Below are 17661 nucleotides of genomic sequence, written 5' to 3'. Positions count from 1 at the left end.
TCAAATTGATTTGGCAAGCGAAGTAAACTGATACGATTTCCAGGACAACCAGATCAATAAAAACTGAAAGACCAATCTTATATATGCTGCGGTCTGACTTCCAATTACAGGTTGGTCCTTTAACGCATCTTCAATATGAATCGGCAGGAAAATGACCATTAAAAGGAAAATTCCGAAAAGTCCATACTTCGTGTATTTTTGATTTAAAAATAGCGTAACGATACCCAAAAGAATTTCAACAATTCCCGACAGATAAACAGTCGCTAAAGAAAAAGGTAAATATTTCGGCACGATCGGAAGATAAAATCCGGGGTTCCAAAAATGATAAATGCCGGAAACCAACATTAATACTGCTAACAAAATGCTGGTGATGACCCAAAATATTACTTTCATAGTTTTTTACTTGTTTGGTGAGCTGCAAAGATAAGACCAAAAAAGAATGAACGTTCATTTATTTTTTCTATTGATGCATTTTAAAAATTTTGAAGGATCCAAAAAAATAGCAAGAATAGGATGAAAAGCACTTTAAATTCAAAGAATGAATAGCTTTAAGTTCCTTTAAAACTTCTTATTTTAGCGCTTCTAAAGATCACGCATGAATTCCATTGACTATATTAAAAAATCCCTTTCATTACCTGACAACAACATCAGATCCACCCTGAAACTTTTGTCTGAAGACTGCACCATTCCCTTTATTTCGCGCTATCGAAAAGACATGACCGGAAATCTGGATGAAGTGCAAATTGAAAATATCTTTAAACTCAACAGACAGTTTGAAGAAATCATCAAGCGGAAAGACAGCATTTCAAAATCGATTGAAGAACAAAATGCGCTGAATCCCGATCTAAAAAGAAGAATCGAGGAAAGTTTTGACGTGCAGGAACTCGAAGATCTATATTTACCCTTCAAGAAAAAACGAAAAACAAAAGCCGATGCGGCAAAAGAAAAAGGTTTGGAACCTTTGGCGAAAATTATAATGAGTCAGAATTCGAATAATCTCGAAACTTTGGCAACCAGATATTTAAATGAAAACGTGGCGACCGAAGAAGAAGCTTTGCAAGGAGCGCGCGACATTATGGCAGAATGGATCAATGAAAATGGGTACGTGCGGAAAAATCTGCGCCGACTTTTTCAGCGAAAAGCGATGATCACGTCCAAAATGGTGAAATCAAAACTGGAAGAAGAAGCGGCACAGAAATTCAAGCAGTATTTCGAATGGGAAGAAAGTTTGAACAGAATTCCGTCGCACCGTTTACTGGCGATGCTTCGCGCAGAAACGGAAGGCTTTGTAAAAACCAAAATTGAAATTGACAACAAGGAAGCTTTAGAATTAATAGAAAATGCGATTATTAAATCGAATAATGAGTGCGCTGATCAAATAGAAATCGCCATCAAAGACAGTTACAAACGCTTATTGGAACCTGCAATTTCAAATGAAACATTACAGGAAGCCAAAGAAAAAGCGGATCAAAAAGCCATAGAAATATTTTCGGAAAATCTGCGCCAACTCCTCCTCGATTCACCTTTGGGAGAAAAAAGAATTTTGGCCATCGATCCCGGATTTAAAAGTGGCTGTAAAGTCGTTTGCCTCGATGAAAAGGGAGATTTACTTCATAACGAAACCATTTATCCACATGCTCCACAATCCCGAACGCTTTCGGGAGATTCGGGAATGGCGATGAAGAAAATTCGATCGTTGGTCAATTCCTTCAACATTGAAGCGATTTCGATTGGAAACGGAACCGCAAGTAGGGAAACTGAATTTTTCATTAAAAAAATTGCATTCGATAAACCGCCGCAGGTTTTTGTGGTTTCAGAAGCCGGAGCATCTGTTTATTCGGCGAGTAAAATTGCGCGGGATGAATTTCCAAGTTTTGATGTCACGGTTCGTGGTGCGATTTCGATTGGTAGAAGATTATCAGATCCTTTAGCAGAACTCGTGAAAATTGATGCGAAATCCATCGGAGTTGGTCAATATCAACACGACGTCGATCAAACCCAATTGAAAAATGAACTCGATTCTACGGTCATGAAATGTGTGAATTCGGTCGGAATTAATTTGAATACGGCGAGTAAATCTCTGCTTAGTTATTTTTCCGGAATCGGGGAAAAAATGGCAGAAAACATCGTGAATTACCGCACAGAAAATGGTGCTTTTGAAGATCGGAAACAATTGAAAAAAGTTCCGAGGTTGGGCGAAAAAGCCTATCAACAAGCCGCAGCTTTTATCAGAATTACGAATGCCAAAAATCCGCTCGATCATTCGGCGGTTCATCCGGAAGCGTATTCGATCGTGGAGAAAATGGCGAAAGATTTGGGTTTAAAAACGACCGACCTCATCGCCAATAAAGAAAAAATTCAGACTGTTGATCCAGAAAAATACGTGACGGAAACCATTGGGATTTTGGGCATCAAAGATATTTTGAAAGAACTTGAAAAACCTGGTTTAGATCCAAGAAAAGCCGCCAAAATTTTTGAATTTGATCCCACCGTAAAATCCATTAAAAATGTAAGAACAGGCATGATTCTTCCCGGAATTGTGAATAACATCACGGCTTTCGGCTGTTTCGTCGATGTCGGAATTAAAGAAAGTGGGTTGGTTCATATTTCCCAGTTGAAAGAAGGTTTTGTGAGCGATGTGAATGAAGTGGTGAAACTGCATCAACACGTTCAGGTGAAAGTGACCGAAGTGGACGAGGAGAGAAAAAGGATTCAGCTGAGTATGATTTTATAGTTTTTTAAAAGAATAGCCGGAAAATCATTTTTAAATCATTGTTGAAAAGTTGAAATGATACATTAATGAGAAAAGGAATTTTTAATAGAAGTGAGATAAAAAATCTGCTTTAATCCCAGAAAAAAAGCAAGTAAAACACTTACTTTTAAATTATTAACAGAAAAAATCCGCCATTATTTGATCATAAAAAAGGGATTCCACTAAAAATGGATCCCTTTTTTTATTAGAATTTTTGATATTCAGCTAATTTTCAAATGAACACTTCATAAAATTAGCATATTTACTTATTTTTTTGACTTAAGGATTGGTAGAAAAGATGGAACCATTCGCAATTAAAGCTCTACGGTTCATTTTCAAAATATCACGAACCCATTCTGCGAAATCTTCCGGCTGTAAAACGGATTCTGGATTTCCGTCCGTTAATCCACCCTGAATCGACATATCTGAAGCAATGGTACTCGGTGTCAAAGTGATCACGCGGATATTTTCTTTTCGCCATTCTGCCATCATCGACTGAGACAAAGAAACGACTGCTGCTTTAGAAGCGGCGTAAGCAGACATGTTCGGTCCGCCTTTTAATCCAGCTGTAGAAGCAACATTCACCACATCGCCTTCTCCCTTTTCTTTCAGGAACGGATAAACCGCTTTGGCTGCATAATACACCCCAAAAAGATTGGTCTTGATTACCTGTTCCCAGGTTTCAGACGGCATTTCTGCAATACTTCCAAAATCTCCAATTCCTGCATTATTAATGAGAATATCAATTCCGCCCAAATCTTTTGCCAGATTCGCTATTCCGTTTTGAACGGCAGTTTCTTCATCCATACTGAATATTGAATAAAAAGCCTGAACACCTAAACCTTTCAATTCGTCAACCGTTGACTTTAAGTTTTCTTCATTTCGCCCGGTAATTCCGATATTCACTCCTTCTTTCGCCAATAGTAAAGCTACGGCTTTACCGAGACCTCTTCCACCACCGGTAACGATCGCATTTTTTCCTTTTAAATTCATTTCAATTATTTTTTGATGCTGCAAATTTACGAAATCGCTTGTAGCTAATAATTGAGAATTACCTATGATCAGATTTGATGCTTTCAATCAAAAAAAGGGATTCAACATTGATTTCTAGAAAGAAATTTCACCCTTCAAAAATTAGGATTTTAATAACTGGGAAATCTGCTGAAGCACTTCTGCAGGATTTGCGCCTTGTTGCAAAGAATCGGCGGCAATTCCAAACGCTAAAATTTCCAGACCCAATTCATGGCCTTTCTTTTCGATCATTTCCTGCAGATCCTCGATGGACATTTGAAATCCGGAAATTAAGAAAGCAGCATTCATTTTTGCGGCGATCTCGTAATCTGTTTCTTCATGGGCTTTTCCGGCAATGATGGGAAAAAGGACATTTTCTTCCACAAACAATTCATCAACCTGTGGAAATTCCTCTAAAAATTCCGAATAATCAAAACGGGTTTTCGCACTTTCCAAAATATAATCGGTGATCTGATCCAGTTCTTCATCCGAAATATGACTTAAAGCATCGTCTTCATTTTCGTCGTAAAAATCGTCGTCGTCCTCCAAATCATCTTCCTCCTCTTCCTCGTAAAGATCGGGATCCTCATCGTTTTCTTCCTCCATAAAATCAAGATCTTCGTCTTCAAAATCATCGTCTTCTGCAAAATTTTCTGCGACATCCACATTGAGATCCGACTTGGATTGTATCTTTTTCAACTCGAGTTGGACGCGTCGATAAAAAGCTTCGAAACCAAAATTATATTTTTGATCGAGTTCTTGAAGTTCCTCTTCCACTTCTTCCAAAAGTTCTACCTCTTCTTCAAAGATCTCTTCTTCTGTCGCCATGTCGCGCAACCAGATTTTATCGCGCTGCAAAATACTGAACACCCGAAAAATAAGCGTTTCCGCCTGTTTGCGGTCCTCATCTTCTATAAGAATATCAAAAGCAGAAAGGTTTTCGAGGTAGAAGTTTTTGTCAATCATTATTAATAAAAATTAGAGGGCAAAATTATGGGAAATTTTTTAATAAATAACGCTGTAATAATTAATCAACAGACATTTTAGCAGATTCTTTCCACAGATAATTTGGCATTGGTTCGTTAAGCTTCCATTTAATATTCATAGGTTTTTCTCCTTCATTCTCTTTAAATGTTCCTTCTCCAATAAATACATATCCCATTGTATTTCCCTTCTCATCTTTTGCTTTTTCTCTTACGAAAAGTAAAATCTTTTTATCAGTTTCTTGATGTTGAATGTAAGATAATCCTTTGCCAATATCTGGTCGTGCAGAATTTTGACTTTGCCAATGAAATAAGGTTTCGCTTATGGCATAATCATCATACATTGTTGTTGGCGAAAAGTTTTCTTCAGATTTAATTAAATTGATAAAAAGCAATTCTGTGTTTAATTCCACATTCTCTGCAACACCTTCTCTGCTTGGAGATTTTCTGTCGAAAGTACTTAGTCTAAAAGCAGCTAAAATCTGATCTCGTGTGTATCGTGCATGTACTTTTAGTGGTTGATTATAACGTAAATCAATATCAACTTCTTTGAAATCCACTTTGTCAATTAGTATTTCTAAAACCTCAATTATCTCCTTTACAAGTGTTTTATTTTTTCCCATTTGAATTATACTTTCCTCCAAAGAATTAAAACCTCCTGCATTTTGCCAAACATCGTAATGCAACATCAGCAACATGGTTTTTTGATTTTCATCATAATCACTAATTCTAATATTGAAACCTTTCTTTGCAATTTTTAAAATGAAATTAAAATAACTCGTCGAGTTTGTTGATAACCATTTATTAGTAATAGCGGAATATATTTGCTTTTCGTTTGTGTTTTCAAAATCAGCAATTACGCCAGCTTTTTGGCATAATCTTGACCAACTATCTTTCTTGTAAATTGTTTCAATTGAAATATGATTGAATTCCATGAAACTATTTAACGTCAAAGGTAAATTGGTTTGATGCTGAAAGTTTATAATTTTATTGATTAACTGATTTACGTTTAATGATGTTGCTTTTTTGATATTTTCAAGAATTGTCTGTTTCATTTTTTTCTCTAAAACAATTGAACATCCTAAAGGCAAATGCGGAAAATCATCTTCTATTTCTTTTTGAACCGATGTTGTTGTTTTTCCAATCAATCCTCTGAACTTGCTTTCAAAGTCGTATTCCGGTCGTGAATTGCCCACAAAATCTAAAACGGTCAAACAATCTTTTCCTTCTGATAATCGCAATCCGCGTCCCAATTGTTGAAGAAAAACCGTTAAACTTTCCGTAGGTCTTAAAAATAAAACGGTATCAATTTCAGGAATATCTACACCTTCATTAAAAATATCAACTACAAATAAATAATTAAATTCCTTCTTTCTAAACAGCTCTCTAATTCTATCTCTTTCGCTGGAATTTTTGGAGGTCAAAGATTCTGCTTTTAATCCTGCTAAATTAAATTTTTCAGCCATAAAAGTAGCGTGCTCAATGGTTACACAAAATCCGATTGCACGAACATCATTGATATCATGGGTATATTTATCAAGCGCTTGAATGATTTCTCCTATTCGTTCTTCATTTTTAGTATATAAATTTGTCAATTCGCTTGCTACGTATTTACCTTTTTCCCATTTTACACTTGTTAAATCAATACTGTCAGTGATCCCAAAATATTGAAAAGGACTCAATAGTTTTTTGTTTAAAGCTTCCGATAGCCTAATTTCTGCGGCAATTCTATTGCAAAAATCTTCAAGAATGTTTTCATTGTCCATTCGCTCAGGAGTTGCAGTTAAACCAAGTAAAACTTTTGGCTGAAAATAATTTAAAAATGTTCTGTAACTGGAAGCTGCACCGTGATGTGCTTCATCTAAAATGATAAAGTCAAAGTAATTGGGTGAAAGTTTTAAATTTTTCAATCTGTTATTAAGAGTTTGTACAGAAACAAAAAGATATTCGTTCGAATTTGGTTCGATTCCATCTACCCACAAATCACCAAAATTATTTTCTTTTAATACACCACGAAATGTTGCCATTGCTTGTTGTAAAATCTCTTTGCGATGAGCTACAAAAAGCAATTTTGATGACGTGTTTTTATTTCGGAAATTTTTATAATCAAATGCAGAAATAACCGTTTTTCCTGTTCCTGTTGCTGCAACTATTAAATTTCTATTTCGATTATGAACTGAACGTTCAACTTCTAATTTTTCCAAAATTTCACTTTGATAATGAAAAGGTTTTATATCAAAATATGAAGTTGTAAAGTTATACTCTTTTGAAAATTTTCCTTGTTGTAAAGCTTCAACCAATTTAACTGAATGAATAGTTCCATCATACAACTCAAATTCTGGATTTTGCCAGTAAGCTTCAAAAGTTTTTTTAAACTTATCTATAATATGACTAATTTCTTTGGTCGTAATCTTCAAATTCCATTCTAAACCGTCGGTCAAAGCTGAACGTGAAAAATTAGATGAGCCAATATATCCAGTATGAAATCGTGTATTTCTCTGAAATAAATATGCTTTTGCATGCAACCGCTCATTTCCTGTATTATAAGATACTTTTACCTGTGTGTTCTTTAAAGAAGATAAAAACTCAACTGCTTTTGCGTCTGTTGCACCGATATAAGTAGTTGTTATCACACGAAGTATCCCACCTCTTTCTGTAAATTCTCTTAATTCTCGCTCTAGAATTCGTATTCCTTTCCATTTGATAAATGAAACCAACAAATCAATTTTGTCCGATGATAAAATTTCTTTTCGCAACTCACTTTCCAAAGTTGTCCCAGAATTTCCTCCGGTAAATAATTCACTGTGTATTAATCTTGTATAAGGTGTAATTTCTTTTAAATGCAAATCCAAATCTGTAAAATGCGCATCAACATTAGAAAAAACTGCCTTTAAAATTTTACCTTCCGTTTCTATTAGATCATCTTCAAATTCTTCCTTTTTCAGTTCTTCCTTTAAAAATAAAATAATCTTGTTGGCAATTTCAATTTGTATTTCAAGAATATCTTCGCCTTTAATTAAATTAAAAGCTTGTTTTATAGTTTTACCGATATGTTGTGATAATAAATGTGCTGCTTCAGCTTTGTCAATAGATATTTTCTTAATTTGAAAATTATCTTTGCCTAAGTCATCTAATTTATTGGTAATTAGCTTGGTAACTAATTCTTCGTATAACCCTTGATTCATTGTTTAAATATAATATTAAATCTTTTATTTTCAAACAAATCAACCATATTTAAAATCACTTCCAAAACTAGCGTTCTGCTTTCAAACTGATGCAGTACAATTCAATCATAGCAAAAATCCAAAAAAAAAAACACCTACCTCGCGGTAAGTGTTTCTATTCCAATAATGTGGCCCAGCTTGGGCTCGAACCAAGGACTTGCTGATTATGAGTCAGCTACTCTAACCAGCTGAGTTACAAGGCCAAAAACTTCGGAACCAAAATCCCTTTGTTTTTATGAGGTGCAAAAATAAACTTTTTTCGATAGAAACAAAAACTTTTACAGCTTTCTTTACTTATTAATCGGAATATTTATCTTTGAGTTGATCTAAAATTTCAGGATACTTTTTAAGATTTTCTATATATTTCCTACTTTTCATATTCTTGATATGATTTTCAATTTTTCTTGCAACTGTTCTATTTTTACATTCATAAACGATAAAAATATCCCAATCTGTAGCTATTTTGGTAAAAAATTCCACTACGGTTTTTCCTGGCACAATTCTACCAAAATACCATTCGTAGATTTTGGATGCAGAAAAATAATGAGTTTATTATCGGCGCCATCTTTGGGTTCTTCAGAGAGAAACTGAAATCCCGCCGCTTTTAAACGCTCTATTTCGGCACCGATATTTTCTACACCAAACGCAACATGGTGAATTCCTTCCCCACGTTTATCGAGAAATTTGGCGATTGGACTCTCAGGATTCGCAGCTTCAAGAAGTTCAATTTTCGAATCTCCCAGTTCATAAAACGAAGTGGTAACTCCTTCCCTTTCTACCGATTCTTGTTTATAGTTTTCTTTACCCAAAAGTTTGGCGAATAATTCGTCAGATTTTTGCAATGATTTTACGGCAATACCGAGGTGTTCTATTTTCATGGATGATAAATGAGGATTGATCAATATTTCTAATTCTTCTAAATAAAACTTAGGAGTTCCGTCTTTTAACTCCCGTCTTATTTCAAACAAAAATACTAAATTTGCACCATGAACGAAAGCAACAGACAGAAAAAAGTCGCACAGATTATACAGGAAGATTTCGCAGAATTATTCCGCAAACAGGCGTCGGAAAGCAAACATTCCTTTTTGGTGACCGTTTCCGATGTGAAAGTAACTGCAGATCTAAGTATCGCAAAGATTTATTTAAGCATTTTTCCCGCAGAATTCCGCAAAGATATTATGAAAGAAATTCTGGTGAATAAAGCGCATTACAGAAATTTTATCGGTCAGAAAATGGGAAAACAGGTACGGATTATTCCAGAACTGAATTTCTATCTAGACACCACGTTGGACGATGTGGAAAAAATTGAAAAAGAATTGAGAGGCGAAGGTGACAATCCTATTCTATAATCTTTTTTAAAGTTTATTTTTTTTGAAAAACACTGCCTTTTATATTGCAACACGATACCTTTTAGCAAAAAAAGGAAGCACTGCAGTCACCTTTATTACGTGGCTCGCTGCTTTGGCCATGATGGTTGCAGTGACGGCAATGTTTATTATCATCTCTGTATTTTCGGGTTTAGAGGACTTGAATCAGGATCTTATTGCAAATCTGCACGCCGATATTACGGTGAAAACGAAGGAGGGAAAAACACTTCCAGAAATTGACAAAGCCACCAAAATCTTAGAATCTACTCCCGAAATTTTACATTTTTCCAAAGTTATCGAGGAGAAAGTATACATCAATTTCCGGGACAATGGTGATATTGCAAATTTGCGTGGGGTAGATTCTGCCTACATCTTCGTAAATCCCATTCACAAAAATATTTTTTACGGGACGTATCCGAGTTTTAAATATTCGAATGAAGTGTTGCTGGAAAATAAACTTGATAACAGATTGGCAATTCCCATCGGTGAAAACGCTGATTTTGCAGAACTGTTGATGCCCAAACCAGGAACAGGAATGATCAGTGCAGAAAAAGATATTTTCAACAAAAGGGAAATCTTCGTTTCAGGTGTTTTTCCGGGTAATGATCAACTGGACAACACCATCATTTCACCCATCGAGCTTACTCGGGAGCTGCTGAATCTACCGAAGAAATCAGCCTACCAAATCGTCATTAAACTAAAAAATGCCGATAATACAGATGCAGTAAAAGTTCACCTGCAAAAACTTTTGGGCAATCGATACGACATCAAAACAAAATCGGAGGAAAACGCCGCGTTCTGGAAGATGATCAACACCGAAAAACTTTTCATCTACCTGATTTTTATGTTGGTGATTTTTATTACGACATTTAATTTAGCAGGTGCCATTATTATCCTGCAACTCGATAAAAAGGAACAGGCGAAATCTCTGATTTCATTGGGTATGAATTTAAAATCGCTCCGGAAAGTGTATTTCTACACGGGAATTCTTATTGTAACTTTTGGTTTGGTGAGTGGATTAATTTTAGGCAGTGCGGTCAGTTATTTACAGATGGTGACCGGATTTTTCAAAGCGGGTGAAAATACCGATCTGCCTTTCCCTGTTCGGATTAGGCTCCTCAATTACTTTATTGTAACATTGACAGCGGGGATTTTTGGATTCGGAGTCTCCTGGATTTTTTCCAAAATCAACAAATCATTTTTTAAGATCCAGTAAGTTTTGTGGTCTTACTCTCAAGTAAACCTAAATGATGCAGATGAACCAATTATTTATTACAATTTTAGCGTTCTAAAGTTGTAAATCTTAGTTCATTAAAAAAATAGCCAAACAATAATTACAGATTCATTTTTTGACTAACTTTGACCCCTCAAAATTAGATATCATTCAATGAAAAAAATTCTTACCCTTATGCTTGGTGGATTATTCTCCATCAGCTTTGCACAAGCTCCTGCTACTTATTACGACGGAACGGCAGGACTTACTGGTAAGCCCTAAAATCAAAACTTAATGTCATCATTTCCAACGGTGCTTTAGATTTGGGTTACGGAAGCGGAACCGGTGGATTATGGGAAACCTATTTTACCTCCGATAGAGATAAATATTATGAAAATAACAATACGCTTTTGGATATGTATTCCGAAAAACCTGGGGGTGCAGATTCTTATGAATATAAATTAGGACGTGTTGTTGATGGCGGAAATCAGTGTGGAAACGGATCCAACAATGAAAATTCTTGCTATAATAGAGAACATTCTGTACCGAAAAGTTTTTTTGGCGGACAATCTGCAGTACCAATGGCAAATGACGGGCATTTCGTAATTCCCACGGATTATTACGTAAACAACCAAAGATCCAATTATCCTTACGGAGAAACCAATACGCCTACTTTTACCTCGACAAATGGTTCTAAATTGGGCACCTCTAATTTCCCTGGGTTCAACGGAATTGTTTTTGAGCCTATCAACGAATTCAAAGGAGATTTGGCAAGAATGTCGTTATTCTTTATCACCCGATATGAAGATAAACTTGCTTCTTTCACTCCTTATCAAAGCGGCGGAAATCCTTTAGACGGTACAATAGATCGAGGTTACAAACAATGGTACATTAATCTTTTGTTGAAATGGGCGGCACAGGATCCTGTGTCTCAAAAAGAAATCGATAGAAACAACGCAGTCTACCTGAGACAACAAAACAGAAATCCTTTTATCGATCATCCGGAGTGGGTCAATATGATTTGGACTTCTACCCTTACTACAAAAGACATTGCTGCTTTCGACCAAAAAATTTCTGTTTATCCGAATCCGGTAAGAAATGGGGAATTGCATCTTTCAGGTTATGGTTTAGAACAGGTAAAAACAGTACAGATTTATACCATCGACGGTCGATTAATCCAAACCATCAATCAGGATTTAAAAACTTCAAAAAAAATAACTTTGAGCAACAGAACCAAAGGAACGTATATTTTGAAAACAGAAAATCAATCAACCAAATTTATAGTAGAATAAATTCTTGATTACAAAAAATGAGAACCGGCTAAATTAGTCGGTTTTTTTTGTTGAAGAATGAGACGATTTTCTGCTAAAATTTTCAAGTGAAACTGCTTAAAATGTAATAAAAATCAGGTTTAACATAATGTTAATCTGAATTTGCTTTTTGAATAAAATTTTCATCTATATTTGCCGTCCAATTTAATGTTATAATTACATGAAAAAATTTACTACTTTTCTACTGGGCTTTATGTTTGCAGTTACGTTAGCGCAAGCTCCCGCAAATTATTATGACGGTACTGCAGGTTTAACCGGTGCCACGTTAAAAACAAAACTAAGCCAAATTATCACTGCAGGTGCAATTGATAAAGGATATGACGGATTGTACACGGGTTATCCGACCACCGACCGCGATCATTACTATGAAAACGACGGTTCTGTACTCGATATGTATTCAGAAAACCCTACTGGAACAGATCCTTACAACTATCAACATGGGGTGAAAAAATGTGGAAATTACAGTAATGAAGGAGATTGCTACAATAGAGAACATATTGTACCGCAAAGTTTTTTTAATTCTGCATCGCCAATGGTTTCAGACATTCATTTTATTCGTCCTACAGATGGAAAAGTAAATGGTATGCGAAGCAATTATCCTTTTGGAGTGGTTTCAAATCCTGCTTTTACTTCTAAAAACGGGACCAAAGTTGGACCATGCACTTCACCTGGTTACAGCGGATCTGTGGGGGAACCTATAGATGAATTTAAAGGAGATGTTGCAAGAATGGTTTTCTATTTTGTAACCCGATATGAATCTAGACTTTCTGGATTTAGTACCGGAAATATGTTGGGCGGTTCAGCGTTTCCTGGTTTACAGCCTTGGGAAAGAGATGTATTATTAACTTGGGCTACACAGGATCCTGTTTCCCCCACAGAAATTGAAAGAAATAATGCATCTTTCGTTTTCCAAAAAAACAGAAACCCATTTATCGATCATCCGGAATGGATTCAAACGATTTGGGGAACTCAGGTGATCGATACTCAAGCGCCTTCTACTCCTGCGAATTTGGCATTGGTCTCTACTTCTACAGCTTCTGCAAATTTAAGTTGGACTGCTTCTACAGACAACATTGGCGTTACATACTACAAAATATTTGTTGATGGCGTTTTCCATAGTAACTCCCCTTCAAACACTGCTACAGTTTCAGGATTAAATCAGGGAACAACGTACACCTTCTACGTTAATGCAGTCGATGCTGCCGGAAATATTTCACCACAAAGCAACACCGTTTCAGGAACAACTTTGATTGATACCCAAGCTCCAACAGAAGCAACCAATTTAGCAGTAACTTCTGTGGGGACAAATAGTATCGCGATACAGTGGAATGCAGGAACAGACAATATTGAAGTTGCAGGCTACAATATTTTTGTAAACGGAGCTTTATACGGTTCTACCACTTCCACTTCTACAAATGTGGCTAACTTGGATCCGAACACGGCATACAGTATTTATGTAGTAACAAAAGACGCTGCCGGAAATGTTTCGCCGCAAAGTAATACAGTAACTGCAGCTACGCTCGCAGTTGGTGTAAATTGTGGTGATGAGAACTTCGATTCTATTCCAGCAAGTTCTTCCACCTACTCTACTTATAACTGGACGAGCAATGGAGTTTCCTATACTTCTGAGGATTCAAGAACCGATCAAACGATTACAGGAAAAGCAATCACTATCAGAAATGGCTTCCTAACAGCTTTATCAGTTCCCAACGGACTTGGTGATCTTACCGTAACCACAGGATTGAAATTTAGTGGTACTGCTGGAACTTTGAAAATTTTCGTGAATGATGTTGACACAGGAAAAACAATCCCATACAGCGCCACAGTAACTACTACCACCGTATCGGGAATTAATATTTCTGGTGTTGTAGAAATAAGATTACAAAATTCAAGCACTACAAACAGAGTTGCTATCGATGATATGAAATGGACTTGCTACACACTTGCAGCGGTGAACGAAAGCGGTATTGATAAAAATTCATTATCGATCAATCCAAATCCTGTACGAAATGGAGAATTGAATGTGAATGGCCAAAACTTAAAAGAAATTGCAACCGCACAGATCTTTGATTTCACAGGAAAATTGGTTCAAAGCATTGCTCAACCTTTCAAAACTTCAGGAAAAATCGCTTTAAAAAACTTACCAAAAGGAATGTATATTTTAAAAGCAGGCAGCCAAACTGCTAAATTTATTATCCAATAGATATGATAAATCATAGGAAAAGACCAGCATTTTGCTGGTCTTTTTTTTTTATTTTTGAAGAATGAAAGACCAAAAAAAATTAGGCATCATCGGAAGGAATATTTCATACTCCTTTTCTCAAAAATATTATGAAGATAAATTTAAGCGATTAATGCTGACTCAATATTCCTACGATGTTTTTGACTTAAAGGAAATATCAGAGGTTGAAGAAATTTTTCAAGATCCGGCGCTGATCGGCTTTAATGTAACCATTCCGTACAAAGAAAAAATTCTGCCGTATTTAGATGAACTTAGTGATGAAGCTGCACAAATAGGCGCAGTAAATTGTATTTTGATTCAAGATAACATCAAAAAAGGTTTTAATACCGATGTTTTTGGTTTCGAAAAAACATTGGCTGTTCATCGCAAAGATTTTCATTCCTCCGCATTAATTTTAGGCAATGGTGGTGCCGCAAAAGCCGTGCAATATGTTTTAGGCAAATACAATATTCCCTTCAAAACAGTTTCCAGAAATTCAGATTTAAATTTCGAAAATATTACCGAAACAATTGTCACCGAAAATCCCCTAATTATTCAGTGCACTCCGGTCGGAACATTTCCGAAAGTGGAAGATTGCCTGAATTTTCCTTTTGAAGGAATGACCGAAAAACACTTGGTAATCGACCTTATTTACAATCCGGAAAACACAGCTTTCCTTAAAAAAGCAGCGGAAAAAGGAGCGAAAACTGCGAACGGATTCTATATGCTTGAGCAGCAGGCGGAAAAAAATTGGGAAATATGGAATTTTCAAAAAAAATAAGTTAATTTAGTGCTTTGTTTACACACAAATGAAACGAAATTAATTTTTGTCATCTAATTCTAAAAAAAGCTTGCTATGATTACAGAAGATTCAATCTCTGACCACCCTGAAAAACAATCAATTCCAGAAGAGATTTCCACGAAAAACATCACCGAAAAACCGACCCAAGTTTTGGAAGAAAATACAGTCGATCTTTCTGAAGCCGAAGTGGCGACCGAAAAACCCGGAATGACCGCAGAAATTACTTCCTCAGAAACGGAGGCTCCTTCTGAAAAATTAGAAGCAGAGGTGCTACAAGAACAACCAGAGCATCAAGCAGATGTCGATACGCAAAAATCAGTAGAGATTCCCGCTGAAAAAGTACTGTCGGAAATTGATCCTGCAAAAGCAGAATATGGCGAACCGAATGGCGAAGCTCATCACGATTTAGAATTGGAATACACCACTAATTTAACGCTGCCGGAAATTTTGAAAGAAATGGAAAACATCGTTAATAAAGACGATGCGGGTGCTCATTTCAGAAAATTTAATCATTTTAAAGAACAAGCCAACCATTTTATTCACGACGAAATTGAAGATCAAAAAAGCGAATTTGTAAACGCCGGAAATTCTGAAGACGATTTCAATGCGCATCATCCTGCACAAACCAAACTTTCTGCATTGATTCATCTTTTCCGCGAAAAAAACGAAGAATACAGCAAAAAACAAGAAGAGAATCATTCTAAGAACTTAGAAGATCGACAGCTTATTATCGAAAAACTGAAAAATCTTTATACCAATACCGCCGTCGGAACGAATTTATTCAAAGCCATTCGTACCATCAAAGAAGATTGGAAAAATGCAGGACAGGTTGCAAAATCTGAATTTAAAATCCTGAACAACAATTATTTCCATCATCTGAATCAGTTCTATGAAATGTTGGATATGAACAAAGAATATATGGAGCAGGAATATGCCCATAATTTGGAGAAAAGACAGCATATTATCGACAGAGCAAGGGTTTTGGAAGGTGAACCTGCCGTACAAAAAGCTTTGAACGAATTGCAGTACTTGCACAAGCTTTGGAAAGAAGAAGCTGAACCTGTAGCCGAAGAATTCCGCGAAAAAACCTGGGATGAATTTAAAGAAATTTCTAACAGAATTCATGATAGAAAAGGTGAACTTTCTGCACAGATAGACGAAGAGCAGGCTCTAAATCTAGAAAAGAAAACAAAAATCATCGAGGAAATTAAAAAGATTTGCACCCCCGAAAAAGAAGCAAATCATAATTATTGGCAGAACTCCATCAAAAAAATTGAAGCTTTACGAACCGAATTTTTAAAACTCGGCAGTGTACCAAGAAAAGTTTCTAACCAAAATTGGAATGATTTCAAGCAAAACCTTCGAAATTTCAACACGAAAAAAAATGAATTTTACAAAGGCCTGAAAAATTCACAACAAACCAATCTTGATCAAAAACTTAAATTAATCGCGACTGCAAAAGACAATATGCTATCTGAAGATTGGGAAATTATCGTTCCACTTTTCAAAAAACTGCAGGACGAATGGAAAACAGTTGGCCACGTTCCCCGAAGCATGACCAATAAAGTTTGGGATGATTTCCGCGAAGCCTGCAACACTTTCTTTAATAATTACAGAGAAAAAAACAATGCAGTAAACGACAACTGGAAAGAAAATTATAAAAATAAAAAGCAACTTCTCGACGAACTTAAAGAAATTACCGACGAGGAAGGAAGTGTTGAAAAAATTGAACACATCAAAACGAATTGGAACAATATCGGAAAAGTACCACGTGAAAAATTAGCCATCAATACAGAGTTTAACAAAACTTTGAGAGAAAAACTGAAACTCAATAAAATCAGCGAATACAGTTTGAAAGAAGAAGGTCTCACGGAAAATCAGCTCACCGATAAAGCCAGAAAAATCAAAAATCAAATTGGAGATTTGGAAGCGGAAATCGTGAAAATGGAAAACAATTTAGGCTTTTTCAAAAATTCAAACCGCGACAATCCTTTGTTGAAAGATACCTTCGACAGAATTGAAGGCAAAAAATCTGAACTCGAAAGCTTAAAGCAAACCCTACATACTATTCTTTCCGGAGAAAATTAAGCAGATGGTTATGGTAAAAAAAATATTCATACTGCTGTTGATCGCAACTTTAAGCTTTGTTAAAGCTCAAGAAAATGTTGCAGATCTCATTTCCGTTCCGGGACCGATTGAATTAAACGGTACAGAATTTTTTCTAAGTTGGAGCAAACAACCTTCGAAAACGCTTTATAGACAACAGTTTCTACCACGAGATGAACAAATTGAAAATTTCACGCAATTGCTCGACTTTTCATTTTTTAATAAAGAAATCGAAATAGAATTGGCAGTGAGACAAAAAGTAGAATCTATTCAGAATCGAGGAGAAAAAGACAAGTTCGCAAAAGTAAACGTATCTGAAAGTCCGGATGGAAAAGAATATATTGTCGATTTTTTCATCTCTGAAGCACCCGCAAAAGGTGATCCATACATTGAATACAATGTTTACCGATTCAAGCAGTTTGAAACTGGAAGCCAAAAAAGTTTCCTCATTCTTTCTTATGCGAAAAGAATATACAGTGACTTGAAATCTTCGGTAAAATCCTTGGGAAAAGAAAGAGATCAACTGATGACCAATATCATCGAATACAAAATTCCAGAAATTAAAGTGGCTGCATTGCCTCTCGCAAAATAGTTTTACAAAAATCATGTATCAAAACACTCGGCAAAATGTTGGGTGTTTTTTTAGCAAAT

14 protein-coding genes and 1 tRNA gene are annotated in these 17661 nt (G+C 35.8%); 8 read left to right on the top strand and 7 right to left on the bottom strand.

All coding sequences use genetic code 11. The annotated features are described in order from the left end of the window. Nucleotides 1-393 carry a DoxX family protein gene (locus tag BW932_RS12475; protein WP_076388077.1) on the bottom strand — a complete coding sequence of 131 codons (393 nt, stop codon included), beginning with the start codon at nucleotides 391-393 and terminating at the stop codon, nucleotides 1-3. A 202-nt stretch (nucleotides 394-595) separates the two neighbouring features. On the opposite strand from BW932_RS12475, the gene BW932_RS12470 reads away from it, so the two are divergent. After that, entirely contained in the window at nucleotides 596-2734 is a 2139-nt protein-coding gene (locus tag BW932_RS12470) for a Tex family protein (RefSeq protein WP_076388075.1), read from the top strand. A 297-nt stretch (nucleotides 2735-3031) separates the two neighbouring features. Here BW932_RS12470 and BW932_RS12465 read toward each other — a convergent pair whose 3' ends face one another. The 6 genes from BW932_RS12465 to mce all read right to left on the bottom strand — a co-directional run bounded on the left by BW932_RS12465 (nucleotide 3032) and on the right by mce (nucleotide 8848). Continuing rightward, on the bottom strand, nucleotides 3032-3745 hold the full coding sequence (locus BW932_RS12465) for a 3-ketoacyl-ACP reductase (RefSeq protein ID WP_076388130.1): 714 nt from the start codon (nucleotides 3743-3745) through the stop codon (nucleotides 3032-3034). A 141-nt stretch (nucleotides 3746-3886) separates the two neighbouring features. After that, nucleotides 3887-4729, bottom strand: a complete 843-nt coding sequence (locus tag BW932_RS12460) for a hypothetical protein (RefSeq protein WP_076388073.1) — start codon at nucleotides 4727-4729, stop codon at nucleotides 3887-3889. 61 nt (nucleotides 4730-4790) lie between these two features. Next, complete coding sequence (locus tag BW932_RS12455) at nucleotides 4791-7931, bottom strand: DUF3427 domain-containing protein (RefSeq protein WP_076388071.1); 3141 nt, start codon at nucleotides 7929-7931, stop codon at nucleotides 4791-4793. 168 nt (nucleotides 7932-8099) lie between these two features. After that, a tRNA-Ile gene (locus BW932_RS12450) sits at nucleotides 8100-8173 on the bottom strand. 94 nt (nucleotides 8174-8267) lie between these two features. Continuing rightward, nucleotides 8268-8468, bottom strand: coding sequence for a hypothetical protein (locus BW932_RS12445; RefSeq protein ID WP_076388069.1), 201 nt, complete (start codon nucleotides 8466-8468; stop codon nucleotides 8268-8270). Then, the gene (gene mce, locus BW932_RS12440; RefSeq protein ID WP_076388067.1) at nucleotides 8450-8848 is read right to left on the bottom strand and encodes a methylmalonyl-CoA epimerase; all 399 of its coding nucleotides are present in this window, start codon (nucleotides 8846-8848) and stop codon (nucleotides 8450-8452) included. The genes BW932_RS12445 and mce overlap by 19 nt, the downstream gene beginning before the upstream one ends. A 108-nt stretch (nucleotides 8849-8956) precedes the next feature. Between mce and rbfA the strand changes: the two genes are divergently transcribed. The 7 genes from rbfA to BW932_RS12405 all read left to right on the top strand — a co-directional run bounded on the left by rbfA (nucleotide 8957) and on the right by BW932_RS12405 (nucleotide 17602). Continuing rightward, on the top strand, nucleotides 8957-9319 hold the full coding sequence (gene rbfA / locus BW932_RS12435; protein WP_076388065.1) for a 30S ribosome-binding factor RbfA: 363 nt from the start codon (nucleotides 8957-8959) through the stop codon (nucleotides 9317-9319). 22 nt (nucleotides 9320-9341) lie between these two features. Beyond that, nucleotides 9342-10553 carry an ABC transporter permease gene (locus BW932_RS12430; protein ID WP_076388063.1) on the top strand — a complete coding sequence of 404 codons (1212 nt, stop codon included), beginning with the start codon at nucleotides 9342-9344 and terminating at the stop codon, nucleotides 10551-10553. Nucleotides 10554-10873: 320 nt separating this feature from the next. After that, nucleotides 10874-11842 (top strand): endonuclease, encoded by a 969-nt coding sequence (locus tag BW932_RS12425; protein ID WP_317043758.1) that lies wholly within the window; start codon nucleotides 10874-10876, stop codon nucleotides 11840-11842. A gap of 199 nt (nucleotides 11843-12041) precedes the next feature. After that, nucleotides 12042-14084 carry an endonuclease gene (locus BW932_RS12420; RefSeq protein WP_076388061.1) on the top strand — a complete coding sequence of 681 codons (2043 nt, stop codon included), beginning with the start codon at nucleotides 12042-12044 and terminating at the stop codon, nucleotides 14082-14084. Between the two features lie 61 nt (nucleotides 14085-14145). Beyond that, nucleotides 14146-14883 carry a shikimate dehydrogenase family protein gene (locus tag BW932_RS12415; RefSeq protein ID WP_076388059.1) on the top strand — a complete coding sequence of 246 codons (738 nt, stop codon included), beginning with the start codon at nucleotides 14146-14148 and terminating at the stop codon, nucleotides 14881-14883. Nucleotides 14884-14958: 75 nt separating this feature from the next. Continuing rightward, a complete protein-coding gene (locus tag BW932_RS12410) occupies nucleotides 14959-16992 on the top strand; it encodes a DUF349 domain-containing protein (RefSeq protein ID WP_084566523.1) in 2034 nt (677 codons plus the stop codon). Between the two features lie 10 nt (nucleotides 16993-17002). Continuing rightward, nucleotides 17003-17602: a hypothetical protein gene (locus tag BW932_RS12405; protein WP_143745559.1), complete on the top strand. Its 600-nt coding sequence runs from the start codon at nucleotides 17003-17005 to the stop codon at nucleotides 17600-17602. Nucleotides 17603-17661: the final 59 nt, after the last annotated feature.

The organism is Kaistella chaponensis, assembly GCF_900156725.1.
GTDB lineage: Bacteria > Bacteroidota > Bacteroidia > Flavobacteriales > Weeksellaceae > Kaistella > Kaistella chaponensis.
The sequence above is the reverse complement of the archived record's forward strand: the minus strand, read 5'-3'. Positions and strand labels throughout refer to the sequence as shown.